Source organism: Streptomyces sp. NPDC089799 (genome assembly GCF_040684755.1).
Taxonomy (GTDB): Bacteria; Actinomycetota; Actinomycetes; order Streptomycetales; family Streptomycetaceae; genus Streptomyces.
In genome coordinates this window covers 62,138-88,842 of the sequence record NZ_JBFBGR010000030.1, presented here as the reverse complement: position 1 = coordinate 88,842, position 26,705 = coordinate 62,138, and the positions used below count along the sequence as shown (strand labels likewise).

Here is a 26,705-nt window from a genome sequence, read left to right as displayed (position 1 = left end):
CCCAGCCCCGCTCCGCGCCCTGCCCGCCCCCTCACCCCGAGGGGGCGCAAAGAAGAACTCCGCCCCCTCGGGGTGAGGGGGCGGAGTTCGGCGGATTACAGGTACGGGCCGCCCGAGCGGATCGGGCCGTGGCCTTCGTCGTCGTCCGACGGGGCGCCCGGGGGAAGGGCGCGGCGCATCTGTTCGAGCTGGGCCCGGGCCGCCATCTGCTGGGCGAACAGGGCGGTCTGGATGCCGTGGAAGAGGCCCTCCAGCCAGCCGACCAACTGCGCCTGCGCGATGCGCAGTTCCGCTTCCGAGGGGATCGCCTCGTCCGTGAAGGGGAGCGAGAGGCGCTCCAGTTCCTCGACCAGTTCGGGTGCCAGGCCGTCCTCGAGTTCCTTGACCGAGGAGGCGTGGATGTCCTTCAGGCGGACCCGGCTGGCCTCGTCCAGAGGGGCAGCGCGGACTTCTTCCAGAAGTTGCTTGATCATGCTGCCGATCCGCATGACCTTGGCTGGCTGTTCGACCATTTCCGTCACCGGGACCTCGCGCGACTCGTCATCGGCGCCGCCGACCGCCATCCCGTCCTGGCCCACGATCAGGACCTGCGGGGGGTTGTCCTGCGACCGTTCACTCCTCGGCATCTCCATGCCGCCATTCTCTCCCACACCTTCGTTCTCACACGGTGTGCCCCCTGGGAGGGGTGATCCACCCTCCCAGGGGCATGCCCGCGTCGCGGTGTCCGTCTTGTGGCGGTATGAGGGTGCCTCGCCGTGTTACGGGGTCCGCCACCGCGTTGTGGGGTCCGTCACCCCGTCACCCCGTCATCCCGTCGCGCGGCGGGCCAGGGCGCCGGACGAGCGGGTGACCAGGGCCGCCAGCAGGGCCGCACCCAGCGGGACGAGCACCAGCAGGGCCGCCAGCGTGCCCCAGGGCACGACCACCGGGACGAACGGCTTCGGGGTGTTCATGCCCCAGCCCCGGGCCACGCCTTCCTCCCAGAAGTCCATCTGGTCCCGCCGCTGGGTCAGCCGCAGGCCGATCGCCGGCAGCACCCCGGCCGCCGACCCGAGCAGCACGCCCATGGCCGCGACCACTCCGCACTGGAAGCCCGACAGGGTCCGCCGCACCCGCGGCGGCGCACCCACCGCGGCCAGTGTCTTCAGGTCGGCCTCGGCGTCCGCCTGGGCCAGCCCGGTGGCGATCCCGGCCGCGCCGATGGTGACCAGGCCCGCGAACACGCCCAGGGCCAGCAGCACCAGGCTGTTGTCGCCCTGGTAGCCGTTCTCGATGTGCAGGCCGACCTCCGCGCCGATCCGGTCGATCTCGCCGTCCAGCTGCTGCCGCTGCTCGCTGCTGGGCTTCGCGTCGAGCGTGAAGTACGAGCCGTACGGCACCGTCTGGAGCCCGGCGGTCCGCGCCGCGGACGGCGGCAGGACCAGCCGGACGCCGTAGGACTTCACCGAGTCCGGCGCCTGGTGCACGGGGAAGACCTTGTCCTGGCCCGGGGCGTCCTCGCCCCGCATGGACGCCTCGTCGGCCTTCTGCAGGTCAGTGACCAGCCGGATGGTGACCTTGCCGTCCTTGACCTGCCGCCGGTCGAAGGAGACCGCCCGGCCCGACTTCAGCGCCCGTACCGTCGCCGGGTCGGTGACGGCCAGGGTGCTCAGCAGCTTCTCGTCCGCGACCAGGGTCCCGTACTCGGCGAAGCCCTCGCTCTCCTTGCACCGCCAGTCCTGCCGGAACGTGCGGATCTGATCCGGCGTGTAGCTCTCCGGTCCCTTCCCCTCCCACAGCGGGCACCGCTGGTCCTTCGGTACGAGGACCTCGGCGCGGCCACAGCCCTGTTCACCGGCCCACTGGTCGCAGCCCGGCCGGCCGACCACGATCCGATCGGTGTCCGCCCTTACGGCGACCGGGAGTTCACGGGAGAGCGCCTGCCGGACGGCAGGCACCTCGCGGAACCCGTTGCCCTGGACGGAGTTCACGGAGCCGACGCCGTACGGGAGGCTGGCCACGTACTCGTGCCGCCCCTGGGCCTCCGAGCTCTGCTGGAACGTGGCGACCGCGACCGTGCCGGCCACCGCCGCGAGCACCGCGGCCACCGCGGGAGCCGTACGCCCCCGGTTGCGCACCGCGTCGCGCAGCGCGAGCCGCGGCGACAGCGGCAGCCACCGGCCGGCCCGGCCGAACAGGCCGACCAGCACCGGGGTGAGCGCCACCAGACCCAGCTCGGCCAGCGTGCTGCCGGCCGCCACCACCATGAACCCCATGTCGGCCGCGGTGCCGTACACGGCGACGGCCACGCCCAGGGCGATGGCGATCAACCCCAGCACGGGCAGCACCCGGTTGGCCTTGCGGACCCCGCGGCGGCCGGTGAGCGAGGCCAGCACGCTCTGCCGGGAGGCCGTGACGGCCGGGGCGATCGCGGCGAGCAGGCCGGTCAGGACGGCGACCAGCGCGATGCCCAGGAGCTCCAGCGGGCGGAAGTCCCAGTCACCGAAGCGGTTGCCGAGCTGCTCCTCCAGCAGCGGCCGGAGCGCGAACGTCAGCAGGATGCCGAGCACGCTGCCCACCACGGCCGCCGCGGCCCCGATGACCAGGCCGCCGGAGAGCACGATGGCCCGGATGTGGCGCCGGTCGCCGCCGTTGGCGCCGACCAGACCGAGCTGGCGGCGCGACCGGCGGGCGCCGACCGCGAAGGCGGGCCCGGCCAGCAGGCAGATCTCCAGCATGGCGAGCCCGACGATGGTCGCGGCCATGGCGAGGGCGCTCGCCTTGTACGCCTCGCTCGCCTGGTAGTTCCGGGCGCCCTCCTGTCGGTACAGCGGGACCTCGGAGTTTGCGGGCGGGTCGAGCACCACCGCGCGGGAGACCACCACCGCGCCCTTGGTGTTGGCCTGCTGGACCATGTTCCACGTGAAACCTTCGCCGCCGACCTCGACCAGGTACGTGTCCTGGGCGGTGATCCCCTGCAGCCCGGCCGCGACCAGTGCCTTGTTCAGCGGGGTCAGCGCGGTGCCGGGCGGGGCCAGCAGCTGGTCGGCGGTGAGCTCGTCCGGGAGCTCGTAGGCGCCGACGATCTTGTACCTGAGGTGCTCGGCGCCGCGCGCCACCACCGTGGACCCGACGTACAGCCCGGAGGACTCCAGGAAGTGCCGGGTGGCCGCGACCTCGCCGGGCTGCCCGGGCATCCGGCCCCGGTCGAGGGTGAACAGGCCTTTCGTCAGCGGGCTGCGGGTGTCGATCTCGCGCACGGCCGTGTCGAGGATGCCGTGCCGGGTGCGCATCCGGGCGCTGCCGGAGCTGTCCTTCACGTGCTGCGCGCCCGCCGGGAGCGCGGTGCCGGGGTCGACGGACTTCTCGGCGCCCGGCCGGATCCACTTGCTGTCGTCGAAGCCGCCGACCGGCGCGTAGTCGCTCCCGTCCGGCGACTGGAGCAGCGGGCCGTCGACCCCCGAGCGCTCGATCCTGGCGTCGGCCGCGCCGAGCACCCGGTCCATCCGCTGCGCCGGGCTGAGTTCGGCGCTGCGCAGGGTCAGGTCCGCGGCGCTCACACCGAGGATCGGCAGCGCGATCATCGACAGCACCAGCAGGCTGCGGCCCTTGGAGCGCCAGGCGTCGCGGCGGGCGATCCGGATCGCCGCGACCCAGGAGTGGTACCAGGAGTTCACCGGCCGGCCGCCTGCCCGGAGAGCAGGGTGTCGGCCCCGGTGCGCACGGTCTCGTCGACCACGTTGCCATCGCGCAGGAAGACCACGCGGTCCGCCCAGGCCGCGAACCGCGGTTCGTGGGTGACCAGGATGCCGGCCGCGCCCGCGTCGCACCGGGCCCGCAGCAGCGCGAGCACGGACTCGCCGGTCTCGGAGTCCAGGGCGCCGGTGGGCTCGTCGGCCAGGACCAGGCGGCGGTCGCCGACCAGGGCGCGGGCGATGGCCACCCGCTGCTGCTGGCCGCCGGACATCTCGTCGGGGAACCGGTCGGCGAGCTGCGCCAGGCCCATCTCCTCCAGCGCGGCGAGCGCGGAGACCCGGGCCTTGCGGGCGGAGATCCCGTCCAGCTCGCGCGGGAGCGCCACGTTCTCGGCGGCGGTGAGGGCCGGTATGAGGTTGTAGTCCTGGAAGACGTAGCCGATGCTGCGCCGGCGCAGGGCGGCGAGTTCCTTGCGGCCGGCGGTGGTGATGTCGGTGCCCTCGACGATCACCCGGCCGTCGCTGGGCCGGTCCAGTCCGCCGGCCAGGGTGAGCAGCGTGGACTTGCCGGACCCGGACGGCCCCATGACGGCGACGAGTTCGCCCGGGTGGACGTCGAGGTCGATACCGCGCAGGGCGTGCACCTCGGTGGCACCGCTGCCGTGCACGCGGGTGAGCCGCTGCAGTTGCAGTACCGGCTGCTGCCGGTCGTGGTTCGGGTTGCGCATGTGGAGTGTCCCCCCTGGAGCGGTTCAGCCGCGCGGCGCGCGTGTGGCGGGCCGGGTGGTGGTCGGTGTGGCCGGTGTGGCGGCCGGTGTGGCGGGTGTGGCGGCCGCTGTGACGGCCGGTGTGGTTGCCGGTCCCGCGCTGTCGTTGCCCGTACGCGCCTCGCCGGTGAGGGCGGCGAGCCGTACGAGCCTGGTTTCGGAGTGGTCGAGCCAGCGGGCTTCGGCCTCGGTCTGGAAGATGAGCTGCTCCAGCACGAGCAGCCAGGCCAGGTCGTCGCGTTCGCGGGACGTCCCGCTCTCGATCGCGGCGAGTGCCCGGGCCTTGAGCCGGGTGTAGTCCTGCATGGCCTGGACGGTGGCGTGCCGCTGGGCCTGGATGACGGCGCGGATGTCGACGCCGTGGGCGCCCACGGCCATGGCGAGCTTGATGGCCAGCTCGTCGCGCGGCGGGTTGGTGCGGTCGACGGGCCGCCCGTACCAGGAGTGCAGCTCGGCGCGGCCCGAGCCGGTGATGGCGTAGAGCGTGTGGCCGGCCTCGTCCTCGCCGCCGGGGGCGACCAGGCCGTCGCGTTCCAGGCGGGCCAGGGTCGTGTAGACCTGCCCGACGTTGAGCGGCCAGGTGGCACCGGTGCGCGACTCGAACTCGGTGCGCAGCTGGGAGCCGTACCGGGGGCCGCGTTCCAGTAGGGCGAGGAGACCGTGGCGGATCGACATACTCAGTATGTATACCGAGTATGCCGGGCCGGGCAACCGTCTCGGGGCGTACCTCTCAGGGGGGACCACCCGGCTCTGGAGGGACTCGGGAGGGACTCGCGAGGGACTCCGGACGAGCGCCGGACGGACTCGGGACGGGTTCGTGCCGGTCAGCCGTACCGGTCTGTGGCCCCGGTCGCGCCGGTCGGCCGTGCCGGTCAGTCGCGCCGCAGGCGCACCCCGATGAACCCCAGGCCCAGGCCGATCAGGGCCAGCCCGGTGCCCAGCGGCAGTATGTGCGCCGCCAGGTCGGCCGCGCGGGAGTCCGGTCCGGTGCCGAGGGAGGAGGCGGGCGGCTCGCCCTCGGGCCAGGAAGCGGACGGCGGCTCGTGCGCCGGGTCGGGAGCGTCCGGCCGTCCGGGGAGCTCCGGCCGGCCGGGAAGGTCGGGCCGGTTCGGGATCCCCGGCCGGTCGGGGAGGGTCGGCCGGTCGGGGAGGGCCGGGAGGGCCGGGCGGGCCGGGCGGTCCACGCGGGGCGGCTCGGCCGGCCGTACGGCGACCACGACCTCGGGATTGGCGGGCGCGTCGGCGGGCCTGCCGGGACGCTCCCGGCCGGCACCGGCCGGGCTGCCGGCCAGTTCGCGCAGGTCCTCGTCACCGATCCGTACGGCGGCGGGGTCATCGGCGGCCTGGCGGTCCACGGAGGGGCGGTCCACGGAGGGGTGGTGCGCGGAAGGGCGGTGCGCGGAGGTGCCGTGCGGTCGGCCGTACGGGGAGCCGTACGCCGCCTCGCCGAACGCGGAGCCCGCCGGCAGCAGCAGCGCGCAGCCGAGCGCGGCCACCGCGGCGGGCCTGCGCAGCACGCGGAGTCGAGTCACGGGGAGCCCCTCCCGTCACTGGAGTCCCCCGGACCGGATCCGGGGCGAGCAGCCGAGATGTCAGGCTCAGATTCACATATCAGGGCAAACCCGGCACCCGGAAACCCTCGCCACGCCCACGGGAACACTCCGGAAACGCCCGCGTCCCGGGCCCGCCCCCGGGCGGCACCCGGGACGCGGTCCCGGAGACTGGCGGCTACTGCGCCGGGTAGCCGGTGGAGACGACCAGGGTGAACTCCGCGCCGGTCTTGTCCACGGCGGTCTGCGGCGCCGGGAACTGCTCCATCACGATGTCCTTGCCGTACACCGCCTCATCGCGGTCCTGCGTCTTGATCTTCCAGCCCGCGGCCTGGGCGCATTCCTTGACCGAGGTCAGGTTCATGTACCGGAAGTCCGGGGCGCTGACCTTCTTCGGGTCGTCCCAGGACTTGTACGCGTTGCTGCACTTGTCGGGATTGATCGTGCGCGCGGGGTCCGGCCCCTTGAAGCCCGGCCGCGCCGACCCGGTCGCCGCCCCGGACGCCCCCGGGCTCGCCGAACCGCCCTGTGCGCTGTTGTTCGTGTCCGACGGGTCGTCTTCACCGTCCATGTTGATGACCGCGATCAGACCGCCGATCGCCAGCAGTGCCACCGCGATGGCGCCGGCGATCACGGGCGTGTTCCGCTGCCCGCCCGACCGGCCCGAGCCCGTCGCCGGCTGCTGTGCCGTGTGGGAGGCGGAGAACGGCGGCGGCGTCTGCGGCGCGTACCCCTGGTGCTGCTGGTACGCCTGCTGCGGCATCGGCGGCGGCGTGTGCTGCTGTGGCGGCGGGTACGCGTACCCCTGCTGCTGCACCGGGCCGGGAGCGGGCGCCGGGGTGTGCTGCTGCGGCGCGTACGGCTGGTACGGCTGCTGCACCGCCTGCTGCGGCGGGTGCGGCAGGGAGGAGTCCACCGGCGGGAACACCGCCGAGCCGACCCCGGCCCCGCTGTTCACGGGCCCGCCCGCAACGATCATCGGCGCGGCCGTCTGACCGGCCGACAGCACCCGCGCGATCTCGTCGCGCATGGCCGCCGCCGAAGGGAAGCGCTCGTTCGGGTTCTTCTTCAGCGCCCGCGCCACCAGCGCGTCCATCGCCTGCGAGACCGACCGGTTGACGGAGGACGGAGCGACCGGCTCCTCCTGCACGTGCGCGTACGCGATCGCCAGCGGCGAGTCCGCGTCGAACGGCAGCCGGCCCGTCAGCAGCTGGAACAGCATGATGCCGACGGAGTAGAGGTCGGACCGGGCGTCCACGCCGCGTCCCAGCGCCTGTTCCGGCGACAGGTACTGCGGGGTGCCGACCACCATGCCGGTCTGCGTCATGGAGGTGACGCCGGACTGCATCGCGCGGGCGATGCCGAAGTCCATGACCTTGACCACGCCGCGCTTGGTCACCATGACGTTGCCGGGCTTGATGTCGCGGTGCACCAGGCCGACGTCGTGACTGGTCTCCAGCGCCGCCAGCACGTCGGCGGTCACCTTGAGCGCCTTGTCCGCGGGCATCGCGCCGTACTGGGCGATGTCCGCCTGCAGCACGGAGCCGAGCGGACGGCCCTCGACGTACTCCATGACGATGTACGGCATCATCGTGCCGTCGAGGTCGCCCTCCCCGGTGTCGAAGACCGACACGATGTTCGTGTGCGACAGTTTCGCTACAGCCTGGGCCTCGCGGCGGAACCGCTCGCGGAAGGACGCCTCCCGGCCGAGCTCGCTGTGCAGGGTCTTGATCGCCACCTGGCGGTCGAGCGCCGCGTCGTACGCCAGGTACACGGACGCCATGCCGCCCTCGCCCAGCAAATCCCTCAGCTGATAACGCCCACCCGCCAGGGAACGGCCTGCGTACCGGCCCTCAGCGCCGTCCTGGCTCATCGTCTTTGCTTCCCCTCGCCACTCTTTTGTCGCGCCCAGTCTGCCGGAGGGCAAGCACACGTCAAGCCGAGTACCCGTTCCGTGACCACGGGGTTGTCATGTGGTCACGGCACGTTCACGTCCGAACAGCGACCGCCCGGAAGGCTGTAGCGTTCATGGGAGCACCCCGAACGAGAGCCCCGCATGCGCGGCCCGACAGAGACGACGGCGAGGACTGATGGCACCCGAACCCGAGGCAGATGGCGCCGGGATGGCCGAGGATCCTGTCCACTGGGGCGCCGGCGGCATCGTCGGCGACGGCCGGTACCGCCTCACGCACAAGCTGGGCCGCGGCGGCATGGCCGAGGTGTTCGCCGCCGAGGACGTGCGCCTGGGCCGCACGGTCGCCGTCAAGCTGCTGCGCGCCGACCTCGCCGAGGACCCGGTCTCCAAGGCCCGGTTCACGCGTGAGGCGCAGTCGGTGGCCGGCCTCAACCACCACGCGGTGGTCGCCGTGTACGACTCGGGCGAGGACCGGGTCGGCCCGAACACCGTCCCCTACATCGTGATGGAGCTGGTCGAGGGCCGCACCATCCGTGACCTGCTGATCAGCGCCGAGGCCCCGGGCCCGGAGCAGGCGCTCATCATCGTCTCCGGTGTGCTGGAGGCGCTGGCCTACTCGCACCAGCACGGCATCGTGCACCGTGACATCAAGCCGGCCAACGTCATCATCACCAACGGCGGCGCGGTGAAGGTCATGGACTTCGGCATCGCGCGCGCCCTGCACGGCGCCCAGTCGACGATGACCCAGACCGGCATGGTCATGGGCACCCCGCAGTACCTGTCGCCGGAGCAGGCCCTCGGCAAGGCCGTGGACCACCGCAGTGACCTCTACGCCACCGGCTGCCTGCTCTACGAACTCCTCGCGCTGCGGCCCCCGTTCACCGGCGAGACCCCGCTCTCGGTGGTCTACCAGCACGTCCAGGACGCGCCGGTGCCGCCGTCGCACATCGCGGCCGGTCTGCCGCCCGAGCTCGACGGCCTGGTGATGCGTTCGCTGGCCAAGGACCCGGACGACCGCTTCCAGAGCGCCGAGGAGATGCGCGGTCTGGTCCAGTACGCCCTGCAGATGCTCCAGGAGCAGGGCGGCAACACCGGCACCTGGAACACCGGCCCGGTCGCCATGGCCCTGCCGCACCGCCAGGGGCCGTCGGTCACCACGGTCATGCCGGCGCCCGGGACCGGCCCGGTGCCGGGCTACCCCTCGCACGCGAACACCTCGCAGTTCCAGCAGCCGATGGTGCCCCCGCTGAACCCGGACGACGGCTCGGCCTTCCCCGGCGGCGGTGGCGGCTACTACGACGGCGGCCGCGGCGGCCACGGGGACGGCTACGGCAACGGGCGCGGCAGCGGCCGCTGGAAGGCGTGGCTGTTCGCCGCCCTCGCGGTGCTCGCGATCGGCACCGGCGTGGTCTTCGCCATCGACAAGGCCGGCTCCGGCAAGTCGCCGGGCGGCGGTACGTCGACCAGCCAGACCCCGCCGGTCAGCAACAAGCAGAACGAGACACCGGGCGGCGACCAGCCGGAGCCGGAGGAGACGCCGGAGACGCGGGAGCCCTCGCGGCAGCACCAGAACACCTACACGCCGCCGACCTCGGGCCGTACGCGCGGCACCTACTCGCCGACGTACACGCCGGACCCGTCCGCCTCGAGCTCGGCCTCCACGAAGCCGAGCGGGGAGCCGTCGGGCGAGCCGAGTTCGGAGCCGCCGGCGCCGTCGACGTCCTCGAAGCCCTCGTCCAAGCCGCCGGTCGACCCGGACCCGCCGACCAAGACGGACGACCCCAAGCCGGGCGACCCGTCCACGTAGGAGTCGTGGGAGTCGTGGGAGTCCCTGCACCGGGAGGGCCGGGCGCGTCTCACCGCGCGCCCTGGAACTCCCGGTGCACGCTGCTCTCCTGGGTGTGCACGGTGACGAACTGCGGCTCGATGCGCAGGTGGACGGGATCGAAGCACTCGCCGTGCGCGAAGCGCGGTGCCGGGCCGAAGAGTTCCAGTTCGGCCGAGGTGGGTTCGACGACGGTCGCGAGGCCGGTGAGCTGCACCGACCAGAGCCGCTCCGCACCGGAGTTGAAGTTGTCCGCGCCGTAGGCGACGACGCTGCCGTGGCACGCCCGGTGGTGGCCGAAGCCGGCGTGCATCCTCAGGACGACCCCGCCGTCCGCCACGATGTGGCGGGCGACGGCGAGGCAGGGCAGTGCCCGCATGCTGGTGGCGACCCGGCCGTAGGGCACCAGGCGCAGCAGGTCGATGGCGCGGCGTTCCTCCGGAGACATGAGCCCACTGTCCGGTACCGGCGGCCCGCCGGAAAAGAGGATCCCGCCCCGGCGATGGGGGACCTTGGTCCCGATTCGGACCGTGCGCCGAGGGGAAGGCGAAGCTGCCGATGCGGCCCGGGCCGCCGTAGCCGCCGTAGCCGCCGTATCCGCCGTATCCGCCGGGGCCGCTCCCGGGGCCCCGCCCGCGTCAGCGCCTCTCGGCCTGGAGCCGGGCGACGTACGCCGCCGCCTGCGAGCGGCGCTCCATGCCCAGCTTCGACAGCAGGCTGGACACGTAGTTCTTGATCGTCTTTTCGGCCAGGTGCAGCCGCTCCCCGATGACCCGGTTCGTCAGCCCCTCGCCGATCAGGTCGAGGATCTTCCGCTCCTGCTCGGTCAGGTTCGCCAGCCTGTCGTCACCCCGCGCGTTCGAGCCGTCGCGGAGCCGCTCCAGCACCCGGGCGGTGGCCACCGGGTCCAGCAGGGACTTCCCGGCCGCCACGTCGCGCACCGCGCTCAGCAGCTCGTTGCCGCGGATGGCCTTGAGCACGTAGCCGGAGGCCCCGGCCATGATCGCGTCGAACAGCGCCTCGTCGTCCGCGAAGGAGGTCAGCATGAGGCACTTGATGTCCTCGTTCCGCGAGCGCACCTCACGGCAGACCTCGACGCCACTGCCGTCCGGCAGCCGCACGTCCAGCACCGCCACGTCGGGCCGTACGGCGGGGATCCGCACGAGCGCGTCGGCGGCCGTGCCGGCCTCCCCGACGACCTCGATGTCGCCCTCGGTGGACAGCAGCTCGTAGACGCCTCGACGGACCACTTCGTGGTCGTCAAGGAGAAATACAGTGATTTTTCCTTGTTCGCGCACGAAGTCATCTTCACACACTCACCTCTTCCCTGCCGGAGTTACCCGGGATAACGTGCCGTTGTTCCGGCCCCCTGCGAGGCTGTGACCAGTGGTTGTTCCGGCTCACCCCGGATTTACTTGGAAATCCAAGCAAAATCCCAGGTCAAATGGGGTTTCGCGGTTCCGTGGCGCACTGGGTAACGTGCTTTTCGCAGGGCACTCGCCGGGGCGCCTGTCACGCCTGTTTCCCGGACGAGTCGCACCCACCCCGTGCGCGGGATACGGACCAGGCGAGCCGCACTGGTTCCCGGAGAACCCGGGTGCCGGACCGACGGAGGAGCACACGTGACCGTGGAGAGCACTGCCGCGCGCAAGCCGCGACGCAGCAGCGGCACCAAGCGAGCAGCGGCCGGGGCGAGCGCCCGCAAGGCCGCCGGGACCGGTGCGCAGAGTGCCGAGCCCCAGCTCGTACAGCTGCTGACGCCCGAGGGGCGTCTGGTGGAAGACGGCGAGAACGCGGAGAACGCGGAATTTCTCTCCTACGTTTCCGACATCACCGCCGAAGACCTGCGCGGGCTCTACCGCGACATGGTCATGACCCGCCGCTTCGACGGCGAGGCGACCGCCCTGCAGCGCCAGGGCGAGCTGGGCCTGTGGGCCTCGCTGCTCGGCCAGGAAGCCGCCCAGATCGGCTCCGGCCGCGCACTGCGCGCCGACGACTACGTCTTCCCGACCTACCGCGAGCACGGCGTGGCCTGGTGCCGCGACGTCGACCCCACCAACCTGCTGGGCATGTTCCGCGGGGTGAACCACGGTGGCTGGGACCCGAACACCAACAACTTCCACCTCTACACGATCGTCATCGGTTCGCAGACGCTGCACGCGACCGGTTACGCGATGGGCGTGGCCAAGGACGGCGCCGACTCGGCGGTCATCGCCTACTTCGGCGACGGCGCGTCCAGCCAGGGCGACGTGAACGAGGCCTTCACCTTCTCCGCGGTCTACAACGCACCCGTGGTCTTCTTCTGCCAGAACAACCAGTGGGCCATCTCCGAGCCCACCGAGCGGCAGACCCGCGTACCGCTCTACCAGCGCGCCCAGGGCTTCGGCTTCCCCGGCGTCCGGGTCGACGGCAACGACGTCCTGGCCTGCCTGGCCGTGACCCGCTGGGCCCTGGAGCGGGCCCGGCAGGGCGAGGGGCCGACGCTGATCGAGGCGTTCACGTACCGCATGGGCGCCCACACCACCTCCGACGACCCGACCCGCTACCGGCGGGACGAGGAGCGGGCCGCCTGGGAGTCCCGGGACCCGATCGAGCGCCTCAAGGCCCACCTGCTGGCCACCGGCGGCGCCGACGAGGCCTTCTTCACGGCGCTGGAGGCGGAGAGCGAGGCGCTCGGCAAGCGGGTCCGCGAGGCCGTGCGCAACATGCCCGACCCCGACACGATGTCGATGTTCGAGAACATCTATGCCGACGGGCACGCGCTGGTGGACGAGGAGCGCGCCCAGTTCGCGGCCTACCTCGCTTCGTTCGAGGAGGGTCACTGATCATGGCTGTCGAGAAGATGTCGATCGCGAAGGCGCTCAACGAGTCGCTGCGCAAGGCCCTGGACACGGACCCCAAGGTCCTGATCATGGGCGAGGACGTCGGCAAGCTGGGCGGTGTCTTCCGGATCACCGACGGTCTGCAGAAGGACTTCGGCGAGGAGCGGGTCATCGACACCCCGCTCGCCGAGTCCGGCATCGTCGGCACCGCCATCGGCCTGGCCCTGCGCGGGTACCGGCCGGTGGTGGAGATCCAGTTCGACGGGTTCGTCTTCCCCGCCTACGACCAGATCGTCACGCAGCTCGCGAAGATGCACGCGCGGGCCCTGGGCAAGATCAAGATGCCGGTCGTCATCCGGATCCCCTACGGCGGTGCCATCGGCGCCGTCGAGCACCACAGCGAGTCCCCCGAGGCGCTGTTCGCGCACGTGGCGGGCCTGAAGGTGGTCTCCCCGTCCAACCCGTCCGACGCGTACTGGATGCTCCAGCAGGCCATCCAGAGCGACGACCCGGTGATCTTCTTCGAGCCGAAGCGCCGCTACTGGGACAAGGGCGAGGTGGACGTCGAGGCCATCCCCGGCGAGCTGCACAGGGCGCGCGTGACGCAGGCCGGCACCGACATCACCCTCGCGGCCTACGGTCCGATGGTGAAGGTCTGTCTGGAGGCCGCCGCGGCCGCCGCCGAGGAGGGCAAGTCGGTCGAGGTCGTGGACCTGCGGTCGATGTCCCCGATCGACTTCGACACCGTCCAGGCCTCGGTGGAGAAGACCCGCCGGCTGGTGATCGTGCACGAGGCGCCCGTGTTCCTGGGCGTGGGTTCGGAGATCGCCGCCCGCATCACGGAGCGGTGCTTCTACCACCTGGAGGCCCCGGTGCTGAGGGTCGGCGGCTTCCACGCCCCGTACCCGCCGGCCCGGGTGGAGGAGGAGTACCTGCCCGGACTGGACCGCGTGCTCGACGCCGTCGACCGCTCGCTGGCGTTCTGAGGAGAGCCGCTGTGACGATCCGCGAATTCAAGATGCCCGACGTGGGCGAAGGACTCACCGAGGCCGAGATCCTCAAGTGGTACGTCCAGCCGGGTGACACCGTCACCGACGGCCAGGTCGTCTGCGAGGTCGAGACGGCGAAGGCGGCCGTGGAGCTGCCCATCCCGTTCGACGGCGTGGTGCACGAGCTGCGCTTCGGCGAGGGCGTGACGGTCGACGTCGGCCAGGTGATCATCACCGTGGAGGTGGCCGGGGGCGAGGCGGCTCCGGCCGCCGCCGCTCCGGCGGCCACGGCCGCCCCCGCGGCGGAGGAGCCGGCTCCGGAGGGCCGCCAGCCGGTCCTGGTCGGCTACGGCGTCGCCCAGGGCTCCACCAAGCGCCGGCCGCGCAAGGCCCCGGCCGCGGCGGCGGCGTCCGCCGTCGTGCCGGCCCCGGCGTACGAGGCCCCGGCCACGGCCCTGAACGGCACGGGCAACGGCACCGGCAACGGCGTGAGCACCGGCACCGGGAACGGCAACGGCAACGGCAACGGCTTCACCGCCCTGCTCACCACCGCCGAGCGCCCGCTGGCCAAGCCGCCCGTGCGCAAGCTCGCCAAGGACCTCGGCATCGACCTCGCCACCGTGATCCCCACCGGCGACGGCGGCGTGGTCACCCGCGAGGACGTGCACGCGGCGGCGGCCGCCGTGACCGCGGCCGTCCCGGCCCCGGCCGCGGTCGTGTCCGAGGCTCCCGTCCCGGCGGCTGCTCCGGCCGCCGTGACCGCTGCCGCGCCCGGCGCGCGGGAGACCCGCATCCCGGTCAAGGGCGTCCGCAAGGTCACCGCCCAGGCGATGGTCGGCTCGGCGTTCACCGCGCCGCACGTCACCGAGTTCATCACCTTCGACATCACGAAGACGATGAAGCTGGTCGCGGACCTCAAGCAGGACCCGGACCTGGCGGGCCTCCGCATCAACCCGCTGCTCCTGATCGCCAAGGCCGTGCTGATCGCCGTACGCCGCAACCCGGACGTCAACGCGTCCTGGGACGAGGCGGCCCAGGAGATCGTGCTCAAGCACTACGTGAACCTCGGCATCGCCGCGGCCACCCCGCGCGGCCTGATCGTCCCGAACATCAAGGACGCCCAGGCCAAGACCCTGCCGGAGCTGTCGGAGGCCCTGTCCTCCCTGGTCACCACGGCGCGGGAGGGCAAGACCTCCCCGTCCGACATGCAGGGCGGCACGATCACCATCACCAACGTCGGTGTCTTCGGCGTCGACACCGGTACGCCCATCCTGAACCCGGGCGAGTCCGCGATCCTCGCGGTCGGTGCGATCAAGCTCCAGCCGTGGGTCCACAAGGGCAAGGTGAAGCCCCGTCAGGTCACCACCCTGGCCCTGTCCTTCGACCACCGCCTGATCGACGGCGAACTCGGCTCCCGGTTCCTCGCCGACATCGCAGCGGTCCTGGAGGACCCGAAGCGCCTGATCACCTGGGCGTAAACAACTCCCTTGAGCCAAGCGCTCCTTGACGGCCGGTCACCCTCCTTCGGGTGACCGGCCGTTCACTTGTTCGCCAACGCGCCACCTGTGTACGGCGATCCGGAGGGAGCGGCCGATCACCCCCGGAGTGCGAACGGGGGCCCAGGCCATGAGCGGCGACTGCGAACTGGCGTTATCCCGGAAGGCGTTCGAAACATCCGGCTGTAGGGACCGCCGCGTTGGTCGGGCCGGATGGTGCGGAGCTCGGTGTGCGCGCGCATGGGCGGAGTCGGCCGACGGGGACGGCGTGGTCGTGCTGCGGATGGGAAAGGGCACAGTGCTCGCTCTTTCTCTTCACAGGTGATCGAATCGCATTCGAGGGTGACGGCCTCGTCCTCATGCGGGCTGACGGAGAGCAGCTGATGCCTGACGGGGACTGGGCCACTCGCTGCCGCACCGTCTGACCTTCATGGCCGTGTACCGCAGCGGGGTGTCAGCCTGTGTGGAGCCAGGTCCAGATGGCCAGGGCCGTGGGGGCCGGGCAGGCGAGGGCGCCCAGGAGGAGCATGCGGGTGGAGACGGCCAGGCGGCGGATGCCGGGGGCGAAGGCCAGGGCCGTGAGGGCCGCGGCGGAGCCGAGGAGGATCAGGGCGGGCGTGAGGAGGAAGTCGAGGAGGGGGGTGCCGGCGGCCGCGCCCCAGACGGCGACGATGCCCAGGAGGACGGCAAGCCAGGTGAGCGCCGCGAAGGTGGTCAGCCACAGCAGGCTCGCGAGTACGGCGACGGCCGGGCGCTCCCGGCGGGCGGGCCGGGCCGCGGGCTGCCAGGGGGCGTACGGGGCCGGGTGGGGCTGGGGGTTCATCGCGCTGCTCCTTCTGCGGGGACGGAACGATCCTCGCGGCGGGAGCGGTGCCGGGGCATGGGTGCCGGTGCTCAGTTTCGGGTGAGTCGGTACTCAAGTGGTCCGTCCCGGAACGGGCGTGACTCCTGTGGTCGGGGAGTGCGGGTGCCGCCGGAGCGGTTACGCTCCCGCCGGAGAATGGGGGCGGGCAGCGTGCCGATCACCGAGGTGCAGGTGTACTCCGTCGAGCAGGCCGACGCGGCCGGCGGCGTGTGTGTCGTGCGGTGCGTGGGCGGGGTGGCGCGGGTTGGGCAGCTCTACGCCGCCGGAGAGTCGCGGATCGTGCTGCGGCGGGCGGAGCGGTGGGGGAAGGCGTGCCCGTACGTCGTCGCCGGCCATTCCGCCAAGGTGTGGCTGACCGGGCCCGTGGTGGCACTGCTGGGCAGGGGGCAGCTGATCCGGTCGGTGCCGGTGCCCGGGCTGGCGCTCGCGGATGCCGAATTCTGGTTGGAGGGCCTGGAGGGGTTGGAGGGCCGGGAGGGCCGGGAGGGCCTGGAGGGCCTGGAGGGCCTGGAGGGCCTGGAGGGCCTGGAGAGCGGGGGGCCAGGGGCCGAGGAGCAGGATCTGCACACCCTGCGGGTGCTGAGCGTCAACCGCATGCAGGACGAGCGCCTCGGAGGTGAGTCGCGGATCCGGTGGGGGCGGGTGGCCCTTGCGGCGATCGCGCGGACCGGAGGGCATCCGCTGGGTGCCGCGCACAGTGCCGTGATGGTGCGGGCGTACCTGATCCGGCACCTCGGGCCCGAGGTCGGCGAGCCGGACCGGCTCCGGGATCCCGCTGCCTTGTGCCGGGCGGTGCTGGAGCGGGTCGACGTAGGCCCGGAGGAGGCCGTACGGGCGGGCCAGGTCTGGCGGGACCTGGACCGGGAGCGGATCGTGCACCTGCGGCGGGTGAAGGGGCTGCTCGGCGCGCTGGAGGCAGCCCGGCCGCACCTCGCGGAGGGCGACCCGCTGGGCGCGGCCGTGGACACCTGGCTCCGCGTCCGCGCGGAGCTGCCGTAGCGGCTGTGCGCCGACGGTTGTCTGACGGTCGGAAACAGGGTGAGCGCGGAGATCCCGCTGGGTAGGCTCGGCGGTCTTTCGTGATCGGGCGGGGGTTCGCGGTGAGTCAGTACTTCGACATCGGTGACGAGACGCTGTGGAATCCCTCCAACGGGGCCTCCCGGCTGTTCCGGCGCCACGTGGCGCTCTTCGAGGCCGAGCTGGAACTCCCGTCGGGCATCGGGCCGATGGACTGGGACGAGTGCCAGATCGACCCGGTCGTCTTCCGGGACTTCGTCCACGCCCTGCTGGGGTGGCATCGGAGAACGGGGCACGCCGTCGTGCTCGCACTCTCCGAAGGCTTCGCCGCGACCGTGCTGGTCCTCGCGGAGCGCGCCGGGATCGCGGTGGACTGGGCGCGGCTCGGTGCGGCTCCGGAAGGCCCGCTCCGGGACGTGCAGGTTTCCACAGGGACGGGGACGTCCGCGCCGGCGGACGGCGGGGCCTGGGAGACGGGGCTGCGGGGGAGGGCGCGGGAGCTGGAGCGGCGGATGCCCCGCTGAGCAGCGGTACTTGGGCGACCAGGGTGTCCGGGCGCGCCCCCGGCGGGAGACGGTCAGCGGTCGAGGGTGGCCAGGATGCCGCGGGGGTCGAAGGTGACGCGGATGCGGGTGATTCTGCCGTTCTCCACATGGGTCCAGTTCGCGGTGGGGGCCGGCGGGGCGCCGGCGGTGTGCAGGTCGAACCAGGTGATCACGTCGGTGTCGTCCGCCACCCGGGCATGGACCTCGATCTTTTCGAGGATCCGGGACATGCCGCGCAGGCCGGCCAGGCATTCCTCGGCACCGGATGCCGTGCCGAGGGTGCCGGCGAAGTCGACGTCGTCGGCCAGGAGGCCGCGCAGGGTGTCGAAGTCGCCCGTCTGCCAGGCGGTGAAGTACTTCTCGGAGATCTCTGCCGGAGTCATCGTCGTCGTCTTCATGTACTCATCGTCGCCCTCCGCCGTTCCATCTGTCCAACAGATGGAGCTGATTGGCAATATCATTCGTGGTTATGGAAATGCATCAGCTGCGGTATCTCGCGGCGGTGGTGGACGAGGGGACGTTCACGGCGGCGGCGGCCCGGCTGCACGTCAGCCAGTCCGGGGTGTCCACCCAGGTGGCGAAGCTGGAGAAGGAGCTGGGGCAGCAGCTGCTGGAGCGCTCCGGGCGGCGCGTGCGGCTGACGGCGGCGGGTGAGGCGGTGCTGCCGCTCGCCCGGGAGGCGCTGGAAGCGCTCTCGGGCATCGAGCACACGGCGGCGGAGTTCGCACAGGCCGTACGGGGCCGGGTGCGGCTGGGCATGATCAGGGGCTGTGCCATCCCCGGCTTCCTGGACGCCGTGGCCGACTTCGGGCGGACCCATCCGGGCGTCGTACTGAGCCTGCACGAGGACGACTCGCAGGCGTTGCGGGGCCAGGTCCTCGCGCGGTCGATCGACCTGGCCCTGTTCGCCTTCCCAGGTCATGACCGGTCGGCGGTGTCTGCCGCGTCTGGCGCGTCTGCCCCGCCGGCAGGCACGGCGGCCGAGCCCGAGCTGGACGTCACCGTCGTCATCGACGAACCGATCGCCCTCGCCGTGCCCGAGGGGCACCCCCTGGACCGGGCCTCGGTCCGGCTGGCCGACGTACAGGCGGAGGCGGAGCGGATCCTCTGCCTGTCGCACGGCACCGGTATCCGGGCCGCCTACGAGCGGTCCTGCCTCCGGGCGGGGATCGAACCGCGCGTGGACATCGACGCGAGCGCCCCGCTGACCCTGCTCGGCCTGGTCCGGCGCGGGGCCGGGGTCGCCGTACTGAGCCCGTCGTCGGCGGGCGGGGTGGCGGGGTTGCGTACGGTGCCGGTCACCGATGCCGCCACGCACGCCTGCCTTGGGCTGGCCATCCGGTCCGACCGGCGCTCCCCGGCCGCCCGGCTGCTGCTCGACGGGCTGCGTACGGCACTCGCCCCGGTTGCGGAGGCGGTTGCGGTCGGCTGACCGGGCGCCCGGGACGGGTTCCAGGACCACCACCGCCGTCTCGGCGGGGCGCAGGGCGGCGTACGGGCGGGCCCGGAGGTTCAGCCACCAGACGGTCGTGTCCCGTCTCCGTCTTCCTTTCCGGCCGGCATGGTGCCCCCTTCCGCCCTTGGGGCCCTCCGCCGTTACCGGCCCCACGGCCCTTACGACGGCTACGCGCGCGCCGCGTTGCCCAGGACCCGGGTCGGGGTGATGCGTACGACCACCCGGACCGCCTCCGACGGCGCCTCCGCGTACTCCTTGCCCCCGCCCGGTCCGAGGTACTCCTCGGCGATGCGGACGGCGACGGCCCGGCCGGCATCCTCCGTGACGGTCGCCTCGCCGCGGATCTCCACGTACGAGTAGGGGTTCTTCAGGTCGAAGACGGTCAGGCTGACGCGCGGATCGCGGACGATGTTCCGCTCCTTGCGGCGGCCCTGCTCGGTGGAGATCAGCAGGTCCGTGCCGTCGCGGGAGACCCAGACCACCGAGGTCTGCGGGCTGCCGTCGGGGTTGAGGGTGGACAGGACGGCCGGGTGCGGGGCGTCCAGCAGCTGCCGTACGGTTTCGGTGAAGGCAACGGTCGTCGTCATGTCCGCGACCCTACGGCGGTCCCGGCGGGCGCGTCCCCGTGAACGGGGCCCTCTGCTCCGACTACGCGAAGTCGATGCCCAGCCAAGGGCTTTCGGGATCGGACATCAGCTCCCGGTGCGCGGTGACCATCTCCTGGTACCACTCGCCGAACTCCTCCTCGTCGAAGTGCAGGCACCGGCCGAGGACGAAGCCGACCGAGAGGTCCTCCCAGGACTCGTAGACCTCCCGGCACGCCTCGCCCGCCCGTACGACGGCCTCCTCGGTCTCGGCGGGCGTGCAGAGCCGGGCGCCGAGGCCCCAGCGGGCCATCTGGGAGGCGCGGCCGTAGTCCCAGGCGAGGACGGAACGGATGTACGCGCCGTCGCTGAGCAGCCCGTCGGCGCGGAAGCGCTGCTCGTAGCGGAGGATCCGGCCGACGAGCTGCTGCATCTCGCCGATCAGGTGGTCGAGCTCCTCCTCCGTCCGGACCGCGCCGGTACGGGACACGCTGCGGCGCATCGCGTGCGCGACCTCGTCCCGCCACTCCTCGATGGCCGGCAGCTCGCCGTGGTGTTCGGCCAGCACCTTGCGGACGTGCAGGGGCATCTCCCAGACCGGGGTGCTGACCTCGGCGGCCAGCAGGCGCTCGGTGACGTCCAGCCAGTCCTCGCGGGTCGTCACGCCCCAGTAGTCGTCGAGCTTCCGCTTTTCGAGGAGGTAGCCCTGGCCGTGGTAGCCGGGGGCGTTCCAGAAGAGGCCGTTGCGTACGGAGAGGTGGGCGCCGGCGGCCAGCCCGAACGCGACGGGGCCGGCGAGCGGCTCGGCGTGGCGCAGGGTGTGCACGGTGTCCTGGGGGAGCCCGTAGGCGATCTCGTTGTCGATGACGTGCTGGAGGTGCCGGGTCCAGCGGGTGCGGTCGGCGGCGGGGAGGTTGGCCTCGCAGGGAGTGCCGGGGTTGACGGTGAGGTACGGCGGGTCTTCCCGGTCGTCCCAGACGGCCGCGTACCAGCCGAAGTCCTTGGCGTGGAAGACGGTGTCGTCGGTGGGGGAGGGCAGCGCGCCTTCGGTCCAGACGTACAGCTGCCGGTCGTTCTCGGGGTAGAAGCGGATGACGTCGGGTTCGGCGTCCACGTGCTCGCGGGGCGCGGCGAGGAAGAGTTCGTGGCGGGCCAGTACGTCGAAGTAGCGCGGCCAGTCACCCTTCAACTTGGCTTCGTACAGCTCTGCTTCGATGGCGCTCGGCGCGATCCACGACGTCATGCATGCACCCTAACCAGGGCCGGGATCCGGGCCGGTGCGCAGCTCCGCCCACACGGTCTTGCCGATGCAGCGTTCGTCGACGCCCCACCGGTGCGCTGTCGCGCCGACGATCCGGAGGCCGCGGCCGAACTGTTCGCCGGGGTGCGGTGTGCGCGGCTCGGGGCGCCGCTCGCCCTTCGGATCGCTGACCGCGATGCGGAGCGACGCTCCGCGGAGGCTCACCTCGACCTGGAGGTAGCGGTCCTCCACGGAGCCGTGGAGCAGCGCGTTGGTGGTCAGCTCGCTGGCCAGCAGCGCGACGTCCGCCGCGAGGTGCGGCTGCCCCCAGACCACGGCCAGCCATGCGGCTCGGCGCCGCGCGGTGGGGACCGATTCCTGCCGGGGCGGGTAGTTCCGCACGTCGTGCCTGGTGGGCGGGGGCTCGGGCTGCGGGTCACTCATGTGCGATGCACCTCCGGGTGGGGCGGTGGCTCTGCCGATGCATGCGGGGGCATGCCGGTGCACTTCCGCCAACTGGTCTGGGTGGGCGGGTGGTTCGTCGATGACGCTAGGGTGAGCCGCCTTGGCTGTGCAAGCTAAACCGGAGATATATATCCCCAAGGAGTAGTTGTGCCTGGAGTGAGGGGCAGGCAAGACTGATCGCGGTACGGGAGGTGCATCAAGTGGCCGAAAACAACAGGGTTTCGACGGTCCTTGCGCGACGGCTGGGTGGTGAGCTGCTCCGTATGCGCGACGCTGCCGGGCTGACTCAGCCGCACGCGGCGCAAGTGCTGAGTGCGACCGCAGCGAAGATCGCCAAGATGGAACGCGGCTGGGTCCCGTTCCGGGATCCGGACATCGTCGCCCTGTGCAAGCTGTACGACGAGACGGACGAGGCGGTCGTGAACGGCCTGCTCCAGCTCGCGAAGCTGGACCGAGAACGGCGCAAAGCGCGGGGCTGGTGGCGGAACATCCCGGAGATGGGAGGCCTGGCCGAGTACATCGCGATGGAGGATGCCGCTTCACGCATTCGTACCTGGCAGCTGTCGCTCGTGCCCGGGCTGCTCCAGACAGCCGACTACGCCAGGGCGCTGGCCGTCAGTGACGAGTTCTGGGAGAACCCCGACGACATCGAACGGGTGGTCGCTGTACGCATGAAGCGGCAGCAACGGCTACGGGGTCATGCTCCCCTACACGTACACGCCGTCATCTGGGAGGGCGCACTTCGCCAGGAGATCGGCGGCCCCTCCGTCATGCGCGGCCAGCTGGAGCATCTGTTGGAGCTGGCGGAAATGCCGAACGTTCACGTGCAGGTCCTGCCGTTCCGCGCCGGCGGTCACCCTTGCATCGTAGGTCCGTTCAGCCTTGTCTCGTTTGCCGAGGCCGGGGCGGTGGACGTCGTCCACATGGATGTCATCGGCACTACTGTGTGGGTGGAGAGCGCGCACGAAAGCGCTACATACGCGCGGTACTTCGATCGCACGGCGCGACTGAGTCTGGCGCCGCACGACTCCGCCGACCTGATCGCGAGCATCAGCAAAGGGTTCCAGGCGTGAAAGAGTTCCACTTCGTGAAGTCCAGCCACAGCGCATCCAGCGGAGAGTGCGTCGAGGTGGCGACGAACGTCATCGGCACGGTCGCCGTCCGGGACAGCAAGCGTCCGGACGGGCCGGTCATCCGGGTCGCGGCCGGGGCCTGGACGGCGGCACTCGTCGGGGTCAAGGCGACGGACGGGTAAGGCTGTTGGCGCTGTCCGGCGAATGTCAGGATGCGCTTATGGCAGAGATCATCAAGGGGGGAAACCTTCCGCTCAGCGGTGAGCCCGTACGGGTCGCCGTCGTGCGCCGGTCCGAGGGGCCGGGCGCAGCGGGGGTCCGGTTCCCCGGGGCCCGCACCTGCTGGTGATCGAGTCCAACGGTGGCTGGGCCATGGAGCCCCGCCCGGCGGGCCCCGGCTTCTGGGCCCGCCGCCGGTAGCCGCGATCGCGGGTCTTCGGCGCAGGGGTGGGCGAAGGCGTCCGGCCTTAGGCCCATTCCGTCAGGCAGAGGGCCGGGGCCGGTTCGCCGCCGGCCTCAGGCGGCTTCCCGGCATCGAGTGAGCACCACTTGCCCGTCAGCCTCCGGGGCGGGTCGTGGGCCTGCTCGTACGATCGGTCCATCGGGGGATCGTGTGATCGAGTGAGAAGCGGGGGAGCAGTGTGAGTGGTGCCGGGGGGAACGACGGGTCGTCCGTGTCGGACGAGGAGTGGGACCGGTTCCTGCGGGAGTCGGTGACGGGTGCGGCCGGGGCTCCCGTGGAACCGTCGGCGCGTGCCCGTCAGGTGGAGCGGCGGCTGCGGGACGGCTCCGGACCGCCGGTGGGCTGGCGGACGTACTCGACGGCCAGGCCCCGGCGCAGGACGGGCTGGTACCTGACCGGGCTGCTGGCGGCCGTCGCCCTCCTGGTCGTGGCGCTCTTCCCCCAGCAGGTCGTCGGCTGGTTCGGGGGCTCGGACGGCGAGCGGGACGGGGCGTCGTCCGGCGCCGGGGCGGCAGGCCCTCGGGAGGCGCCCGGTGCCGGGCCGGACCTGCGCCCCACCCTCGCCGAACCCTTCCGGGGTTCACCAGCCGCCGACTGGGCCGACGGGCCGGCGGGGATCACGGTGCCGCCGGCGAAGGCGACCGGCTGGATGGACGCCGCCCGGGTCGAGCAGGCACTGCAGCAGAGCCGGGACTTCCTGGTGGCCGCCGGGCTCGACTCCCGCGTGCTGCGCGGCGAGCGCCCCACGTCGGCGATCGCTCTGCTGAACCCGCACCAGAAGGACGTCCAGGAGTACCTCCGCACCGCCCTGTCATCGGCGGCGCTCTCTCCCGAGACCGACCCGCTGTTGTTGTTCAGCCGCTTCCGGCCGGAGCAGGCCCGGCTGGTCGGCGACGTGGTCAAGACACGCGGCGAGCTCACGTATCGGGAGGGGAAGCGGGGGGCGGTCGAGGTCACGGCGGACGTCACCTTCGTGTACCCGGTCACCCCGGCGGGCAACGACGGACAGGACGCCGAGGTCGTCCGCACGATCGTGCGGCGCACGGTGGTGATGAGCTGGGACGACCCGGCCAAGGTCATCACCGAACCGGGTCGGATGTCCCTCCTCTCGTACGCGATCGACATGACCAACGGCGGCTGCTCTGCGCCCACCGGCTACTTCGTGCCGCCCTTCGGGACCTCCGACAAGCAGCCCACCGACGCGACCCACGTGGATCCGTACGACCGCAGCAAGCCGATGGACACGAGCGACGGCATGACGGGCGCGGGCAACGGCTGCGCCACCGCCACCCGTTCCTAGCGCGGGTCGTCCGTGTTCCACGGGTACGTGAAGGCGTCCGGGCGGACGGACCAGGTCGTCAGGAGGTCCGTCAGGGCCGCCCGGGCTGCTGCCCGGTACCTCCGCGACCAGTCGGCGCCCCAGGCGCAGTGCGTCGAGCTTGTCCATCGGCCAGCCCCTCCCGTCGTCCATGGACCCATCGTGGCACCGGCGGGGCCGACGGGCTCCGGCCTGTGGACAACCCTCGTCCTGATCCGCAACGCCGCATGGGCTTGCGGCATGTCCAGGCGACGGCCGGCGATGGCCGGCGATGGGCCGCGGCTCCGAAGTGTGGCCGTAAACCGCCCTCGGAGCCGGGAACTACCGACGGGTCCCCGGCCGTCCATCGGTGTGACGTGCACCACCCGACGGCTCAGGGGGGACTGAGACTCATGGGTAGACCCGAAACGGGCAGCACCGCGTGCGGCCCGGGGCGCAGCGGCTGAGCGCCCTGACCTCCATCGCCGGAATCGCCGCGCTGGCGGGTTCGTTGGCCCAGCCGATCGCGGATCTCGTGAACAGGATCGTGGGGCTGCTCGGCGCGTAGCCCGGGGGCGTCCCGCTGCGGCCGGTTGACCCCCTTGACGGACTGTTCGGGCGGATGGACGCTCACGGCTCCGCAGCCGTGACGGTTGAAGAAGTGTTGGAGAAGCACGGAAGAAGCACGGAAGAAGTACGGACGGTTCAAGGGGGGAGCCGCGATGGCGGAGGGGAACGACGACGTCCGGGGACGGCCGTACGGCACGCAGCTCGCGGGGGAGCTGCGTGCCCGGCTCGACAAACACGCCGCACGCTGGTCCGTGATCGAGCGGCTCGGGGACGACGAACCGGTGCCGCGCCCCGCGCTCGGCCTCGACCCGGACGGCACCCCGCTCACGACCGCGGCGGAGGCCGGCCACGTCGACGTACGGGAGCTGCTCGCCCGGCTCCCGCACAGCGGCAACCCGCACCTCCGCCGCCGGCGGGCCGCCGCGTCCCGGCCCGCGGCCGTGGACTGGCGCGACCGCTGGGGCTGGCCCTGGATCACGGGGGTCCGGGACCAGAACCCGTGCAGCGCGAGCTGGGCCTTCGCCGCCGCCGGGCTGGTGGAGTCGATGGCCCGGATCGAACACGACGTGTGGGCGCCGCGCTCCGAGGGGGACGTCCACGACGGCCTGCGGGCCGCCTGCGGCCGGCTCGGCACGCCGGAGGCCGCCCTCGACTGGATCCGCGACAACGGCGGGATCGCGGACCCCGACTGCCATCCGTACTCGGTGCCCCCGCAAGGGCTGCCCGCCTGGCGGCGCGAGGCATGGCGGGCCGCGAACACCCCCGGCTGGGACCGGTCCGGGCGGACCGTCCGCATCCGCGGGTACGTCCGGCTCGGGGACGTGGAGCAGCAGAAGGTCTGGCTGGACACGGTCGGACCGCTGACCGCCTGCTTCGACGTCTACGAGGACTTCTTCGGGCTCGGCGCGGGCGTCTACCACCCGACCACCGACCGCATCGCCGGCGGCCACTGCGTGCTGGTCGTCGGCTACGACGACGCGGCCGGCTGCTGGCTGTTCAAGAACTCCTGGGGCACCGGCCACCACGTCGGCGGCTACGGGCGGATCGGCTACGGCGAGGCCCGTATCGACCACTGGGCCAAGTGCGGCCTGTACGGGACCAACATCGACCCGTGGAGCAAGCGCCGGCTGCACGCGGGCAACGCGTACGAGAGCGGCAACGGCCCCGCCCACCGCAATGTGGAGATGCTCACCGCGGGCGGCGACGGCCGGCTCCGGCACTGGTGGCGGGCGGGCGAGGAGCCCTGCCGCTGGAGCCGGGCCCGGTGGCCGGCCTTCGGCGGGGACGCGTCCGGGCAGCCCTCCTTCACCGGGACCACGTACAACCGCAACATGGAGTCCCTGCACGTCACCCCGGCCGGGCGGCTCCACCACTGGTACTACGAGCAGTCCGCGCGCACCTGGCGGGACGGTGGCCTGTTCGGCGCCGAGGGGGACGCGGCGCCCGGCTCCACGCCCGCCTTCATCCAGAGCGACTACGGGCAGCCGGGCAACTTCGAGGTGGTGGTGCGGACCGCCGACGGCCGGCTCCGCCACTGGTGGCGGATCAACGGCTCGCCGTGGACCTGGAACGACGGCGGCTGCTTCGCCTCGCGCATCGCCCACTACGGGCCCGCCCTGGTGCAGACTCGCGCCCGGCGCCTGGACCTGGTGGCCGCGCGTACGGACGGCCGGATGCAGCGGTGGTGGCGGGACGACGCGGCCGGCTTTGTGTGGCGGCCCGGGGAGGTCTTCGGCAGCGGCATCGTCTCCGCGCCCTGCCTGATCGAGTCGCAGTACGACGCCCGGGACGAGGACACGGCCGGGAACTACGAGCTGTGCGCGGTCGGGGCCGGCGGCCGGGTCGAGCACTGGTGGCAGGGGAACGCGCGCGGTTCGGCGTGGCGGCGGAGCGCGGTGTTCGGGCACGACGCGGTGGCGGTGACCGGGATGCTGCAGGGCAGTCTCGGCTTCCGGCTGGAGGTCTTCGTCCTGCGCAGGGACGGGCGGCTGCAGCACTGGTGGCGGGATCCGGACGCGGACGGCCGCGACGGGGAGGGATGGCACGAGGGGGCGGTCATCACCTGACCGCCCCCTCGGGCCGTTCACGCGTG

General features: G+C 72.3%; 25 protein-coding genes. 11 read left to right on the top strand and 14 right to left on the bottom strand.

The window, feature by feature from the left end; genetic code table 11:
• Positions 1-95: 95 nt before the first annotated feature.
• From AB0O36_RS28000 to AB0O36_RS27975, 6 genes are all read right to left on the bottom strand, one after another.
• Positions 96-632 carry a bacterial proteasome activator family protein gene (locus AB0O36_RS28000; RefSeq protein WP_365114994.1) on the bottom strand — a complete coding sequence of 179 codons (537 nt, stop codon included), beginning with the start codon at positions 630-632 and terminating at the stop codon, positions 96-98.
• Positions 633-806: 174 nt separating this feature from the next.
• On the bottom strand, positions 807-3,656 hold the full coding sequence (locus AB0O36_RS27995; protein ID WP_365114993.1) for an ABC transporter permease: 2,850 nt from the start codon (positions 3,654-3,656) through the stop codon (positions 807-809).
• Complete coding sequence (locus AB0O36_RS27990; protein WP_365114991.1) at positions 3,653-4,402, bottom strand: ABC transporter ATP-binding protein; 750 nt, start codon at positions 4,400-4,402, stop codon at positions 3,653-3,655. Before AB0O36_RS27990 ends, AB0O36_RS27995 begins: the two co-directional genes overlap by 4 nt.
• A gap of 24 nt (positions 4,403-4,426) precedes the next feature.
• The gene (locus AB0O36_RS27985) at positions 4,427-5,116 is read right to left on the bottom strand and encodes a PadR family transcriptional regulator (RefSeq protein ID WP_365114990.1); all 690 of its coding nucleotides are present in this window, start codon (positions 5,114-5,116) and stop codon (positions 4,427-4,429) included.
• A gap of 197 nt (positions 5,117-5,313) precedes the next feature.
• Positions 5,314-5,973 carry a hypothetical protein gene (locus tag AB0O36_RS27980; RefSeq protein ID WP_365114989.1) on the bottom strand — a complete coding sequence of 220 codons (660 nt, stop codon included), beginning with the start codon at positions 5,971-5,973 and terminating at the stop codon, positions 5,314-5,316.
• 196 nt (positions 5,974-6,169) lie between these two features.
• Positions 6,170-7,864: a protein kinase gene (locus tag AB0O36_RS27975; protein ID WP_365114988.1), complete on the bottom strand. Its 1,695-nt coding sequence runs from the start codon at positions 7,862-7,864 to the stop codon at positions 6,170-6,172.
• Positions 7,865-8,081: 217 nt separating this feature from the next.
• Between AB0O36_RS27975 and AB0O36_RS27970 the strand changes: the two genes are divergently transcribed.
• The gene (locus AB0O36_RS27970; protein ID WP_365114987.1) at positions 8,082-9,713 is read left to right on the top strand and encodes a protein kinase; all 1,632 of its coding nucleotides are present in this window, start codon (positions 8,082-8,084) and stop codon (positions 9,711-9,713) included.
• Positions 9,714-9,762: 49 nt separating this feature from the next.
• On the opposite strand, the gene AB0O36_RS27965 is transcribed toward AB0O36_RS27970, so the two are convergent.
• The gene (locus AB0O36_RS27965; protein WP_365114985.1) at positions 9,763-10,179 is read right to left on the bottom strand and encodes a pyridoxamine 5'-phosphate oxidase family protein; all 417 of its coding nucleotides are present in this window, start codon (positions 10,177-10,179) and stop codon (positions 9,763-9,765) included.
• A 190-nt stretch (positions 10,180-10,369) separates the two neighbouring features.
• A complete protein-coding gene (locus AB0O36_RS27960) occupies positions 10,370-11,029 on the bottom strand; it encodes a response regulator transcription factor (RefSeq protein WP_365115014.1) in 660 nt (219 codons plus the stop codon).
• 324 nt (positions 11,030-11,353) lie between these two features.
• On the opposite strand from AB0O36_RS27960, the gene pdhA reads away from it, so the two are divergent.
• The 3 genes from pdhA to AB0O36_RS27945 are packed head-to-tail and all read left to right on the top strand — an operon-like array spanning position 11,354 to position 15,020.
• Positions 11,354-12,556, top strand: a complete 1,203-nt coding sequence (gene pdhA / locus AB0O36_RS27955) for a pyruvate dehydrogenase (acetyl-transferring) E1 component subunit alpha (protein ID WP_365114983.1) — start codon at positions 11,354-11,356, stop codon at positions 12,554-12,556.
• A gap of 2 nt (positions 12,557-12,558) precedes the next feature.
• Positions 12,559-13,539 carry an alpha-ketoacid dehydrogenase subunit beta gene (locus AB0O36_RS27950; protein WP_365114981.1) on the top strand — a complete coding sequence of 327 codons (981 nt, stop codon included), beginning with the start codon at positions 12,559-12,561 and terminating at the stop codon, positions 13,537-13,539.
• A gap of 32 nt (positions 13,540-13,571) precedes the next feature.
• Positions 13,572-15,020, top strand: coding sequence for a dihydrolipoamide acetyltransferase family protein (locus tag AB0O36_RS27945; protein ID WP_365115012.1), 1,449 nt, complete (start codon positions 13,572-13,574; stop codon positions 15,018-15,020).
• Between the two features lie 472 nt (positions 15,021-15,492).
• Here the strand turns inward: AB0O36_RS27945 and AB0O36_RS27940 are convergent, their stop codons facing one another.
• Positions 15,493-15,861: a hypothetical protein gene (locus AB0O36_RS27940; protein ID WP_365114980.1), complete on the bottom strand. Its 369-nt coding sequence runs from the start codon at positions 15,859-15,861 to the stop codon at positions 15,493-15,495.
• Positions 15,862-16,053: 192 nt separating this feature from the next.
• On the opposite strand from AB0O36_RS27940, the gene AB0O36_RS27935 reads away from it, so the two are divergent.
• Both AB0O36_RS27935 and AB0O36_RS27930 read left to right on the top strand, forming a co-directional pair.
• Complete coding sequence (locus AB0O36_RS27935; protein WP_365114978.1) at positions 16,054-16,902, top strand: hypothetical protein; 849 nt, start codon at positions 16,054-16,056, stop codon at positions 16,900-16,902.
• Between the two features lie 101 nt (positions 16,903-17,003).
• On the top strand, positions 17,004-17,444 hold the full coding sequence (locus tag AB0O36_RS27930) for a DUF6086 family protein (protein ID WP_365114977.1): 441 nt from the start codon (positions 17,004-17,006) through the stop codon (positions 17,442-17,444).
• 53 nt (positions 17,445-17,497) lie between these two features.
• Here AB0O36_RS27930 and AB0O36_RS27925 read toward each other — a convergent pair whose 3' ends face one another.
• Positions 17,498-17,863, bottom strand: a complete 366-nt coding sequence (locus AB0O36_RS27925; protein ID WP_365114975.1) for a nuclear transport factor 2 family protein — start codon at positions 17,861-17,863, stop codon at positions 17,498-17,500.
• Positions 17,864-17,934: 71 nt separating this feature from the next.
• On the opposite strand from AB0O36_RS27925, the gene AB0O36_RS27920 reads away from it, so the two are divergent.
• On the top strand, positions 17,935-18,897 hold the full coding sequence (locus AB0O36_RS27920) for a LysR family transcriptional regulator (protein ID WP_365114974.1): 963 nt from the start codon (positions 17,935-17,937) through the stop codon (positions 18,895-18,897).
• Positions 18,898-19,088: 191 nt separating this feature from the next.
• On the opposite strand, the gene AB0O36_RS27915 is transcribed toward AB0O36_RS27920, so the two are convergent.
• The 3 genes from AB0O36_RS27915 to AB0O36_RS27905 form a co-directional block, all read right to left on the bottom strand.
• Positions 19,089-19,508, bottom strand: a complete 420-nt coding sequence (locus tag AB0O36_RS27915; RefSeq protein WP_365114973.1) for a PPOX class F420-dependent oxidoreductase — start codon at positions 19,506-19,508, stop codon at positions 19,089-19,091.
• A gap of 61 nt (positions 19,509-19,569) precedes the next feature.
• Positions 19,570-20,748 carry a DUF1266 domain-containing protein gene (locus AB0O36_RS27910; RefSeq protein ID WP_365114972.1) on the bottom strand — a complete coding sequence of 393 codons (1,179 nt, stop codon included), beginning with the start codon at positions 20,746-20,748 and terminating at the stop codon, positions 19,570-19,572.
• 9 nt (positions 20,749-20,757) lie between these two features.
• Complete coding sequence (locus AB0O36_RS27905) at positions 20,758-21,189, bottom strand: ATP-binding protein (protein WP_365114971.1); 432 nt, start codon at positions 21,187-21,189, stop codon at positions 20,758-20,760.
• 221 nt (positions 21,190-21,410) lie between these two features.
• Here AB0O36_RS27905 and AB0O36_RS27900 point away from each other — a divergent pair, with 221 nt between their 5' ends.
• The gene (locus AB0O36_RS27900; protein ID WP_365114970.1) at positions 21,411-22,283 is read left to right on the top strand and encodes a helix-turn-helix transcriptional regulator; all 873 of its coding nucleotides are present in this window, start codon (positions 21,411-21,413) and stop codon (positions 22,281-22,283) included.
• Positions 22,280-22,465, top strand: coding sequence for a DUF397 domain-containing protein (locus AB0O36_RS27895; protein WP_365114969.1), 186 nt, complete (start codon positions 22,280-22,282; stop codon positions 22,463-22,465). Before AB0O36_RS27900 ends, AB0O36_RS27895 begins: the two co-directional genes overlap by 4 nt.
• Before the next feature lie 285 nt (positions 22,466-22,750).
• On the opposite strand, the gene AB0O36_RS27890 is transcribed toward AB0O36_RS27895, so the two are convergent.
• Entirely contained in the window at positions 22,751-22,885 is a 135-nt protein-coding gene (locus tag AB0O36_RS27890; RefSeq protein WP_365114967.1) for a hypothetical protein, read from the bottom strand.
• Positions 22,886-22,957: 72 nt separating this feature from the next.
• Here AB0O36_RS27890 and AB0O36_RS27885 point away from each other — a divergent pair, with 72 nt between their 5' ends.
• On the top strand, positions 22,958-24,046 hold the full coding sequence (locus AB0O36_RS27885; protein ID WP_365114965.1) for a hypothetical protein: 1,089 nt from the start codon (positions 22,958-22,960) through the stop codon (positions 24,044-24,046).
• A 719-nt stretch (positions 24,047-24,765) separates the two neighbouring features.
• Entirely contained in the window at positions 24,766-26,679 is a 1,914-nt protein-coding gene (locus AB0O36_RS27880) for a C1 family peptidase (RefSeq protein WP_365114964.1), read from the top strand.
• Positions 26,680-26,705: the final 26 nt, after the last annotated feature.

Excerpts from the sequence above, each read along its gene's own strand:
- AB0O36_RS28000 (WP_365114994.1), bottom strand. The coding sequence starts at position 632 with ATGGAGATGCCGAGGAGTGAACGGTCGCAGGACAACCCCCCGCAGGTC.
- AB0O36_RS27990 (WP_365114991.1), bottom strand. The coding sequence starts at position 4,402 with ATGCGCAACCCGAACCACGACCGGCAGCAGCCGGTACTGCAACTGCAG.
- AB0O36_RS27985 (WP_365114990.1), bottom strand. The coding sequence starts at position 5,116 with ATGTCGATCCGCCACGGTCTCCTCGCCCTACTGGAACGCGGCCCCCGG.
- AB0O36_RS27975 (WP_365114988.1), bottom strand. The coding sequence starts at position 7,864 with ATGAGCCAGGACGGCGCTGAGGGCCGGTACGCAGGCCGTTCCCTGGCG.
- AB0O36_RS27970 (WP_365114987.1), top strand. The coding sequence starts at position 8,082 with ATGGCACCCGAACCCGAGGCAGATGGCGCCGGGATGGCCGAGGATCCT.
- AB0O36_RS27965 (WP_365114985.1), bottom strand. The coding sequence starts at position 10,179 with ATGTCTCCGGAGGAACGCCGCGCCATCGACCTGCTGCGCCTGGTGCCC.
- AB0O36_RS27950 (WP_365114981.1), top strand. The coding sequence starts at position 12,559 with ATGGCTGTCGAGAAGATGTCGATCGCGAAGGCGCTCAACGAGTCGCTG.
- AB0O36_RS27945 (WP_365115012.1), top strand. The coding sequence starts at position 13,572 with ATGCCCGACGTGGGCGAAGGACTCACCGAGGCCGAGATCCTCAAGTGG.
- AB0O36_RS27940 (WP_365114980.1), bottom strand. The coding sequence starts at position 15,861 with ATGAACCCCCAGCCCCACCCGGCCCCGTACGCCCCCTGGCAGCCCGCG.
- AB0O36_RS27925 (WP_365114975.1), bottom strand. The coding sequence starts at position 17,863 with ATGAAGACGACGACGATGACTCCGGCAGAGATCTCCGAGAAGTACTTC.
- AB0O36_RS27920 (WP_365114974.1), top strand. The coding sequence starts at position 17,935 with ATGGAAATGCATCAGCTGCGGTATCTCGCGGCGGTGGTGGACGAGGGG.
- AB0O36_RS27915 (WP_365114973.1), bottom strand. The coding sequence starts at position 19,508 with ATGACGACGACCGTTGCCTTCACCGAAACCGTACGGCAGCTGCTGGAC.
- AB0O36_RS27910 (WP_365114972.1), bottom strand. The coding sequence starts at position 20,748 with ATGACGTCGTGGATCGCGCCGAGCGCCATCGAAGCAGAGCTGTACGAA.
- AB0O36_RS27905 (WP_365114971.1), bottom strand. The coding sequence starts at position 21,189 with ATGAGTGACCCGCAGCCCGAGCCCCCGCCCACCAGGCACGACGTGCGG.
- AB0O36_RS27890 (WP_365114967.1), bottom strand. The coding sequence starts at position 22,885 with ATGGACCGATCGTACGAGCAGGCCCACGACCCGCCCCGGAGGCTGACG.
- AB0O36_RS27880 (WP_365114964.1), top strand. The coding sequence starts at position 24,766 with ATGGCGGAGGGGAACGACGACGTCCGGGGACGGCCGTACGGCACGCAG.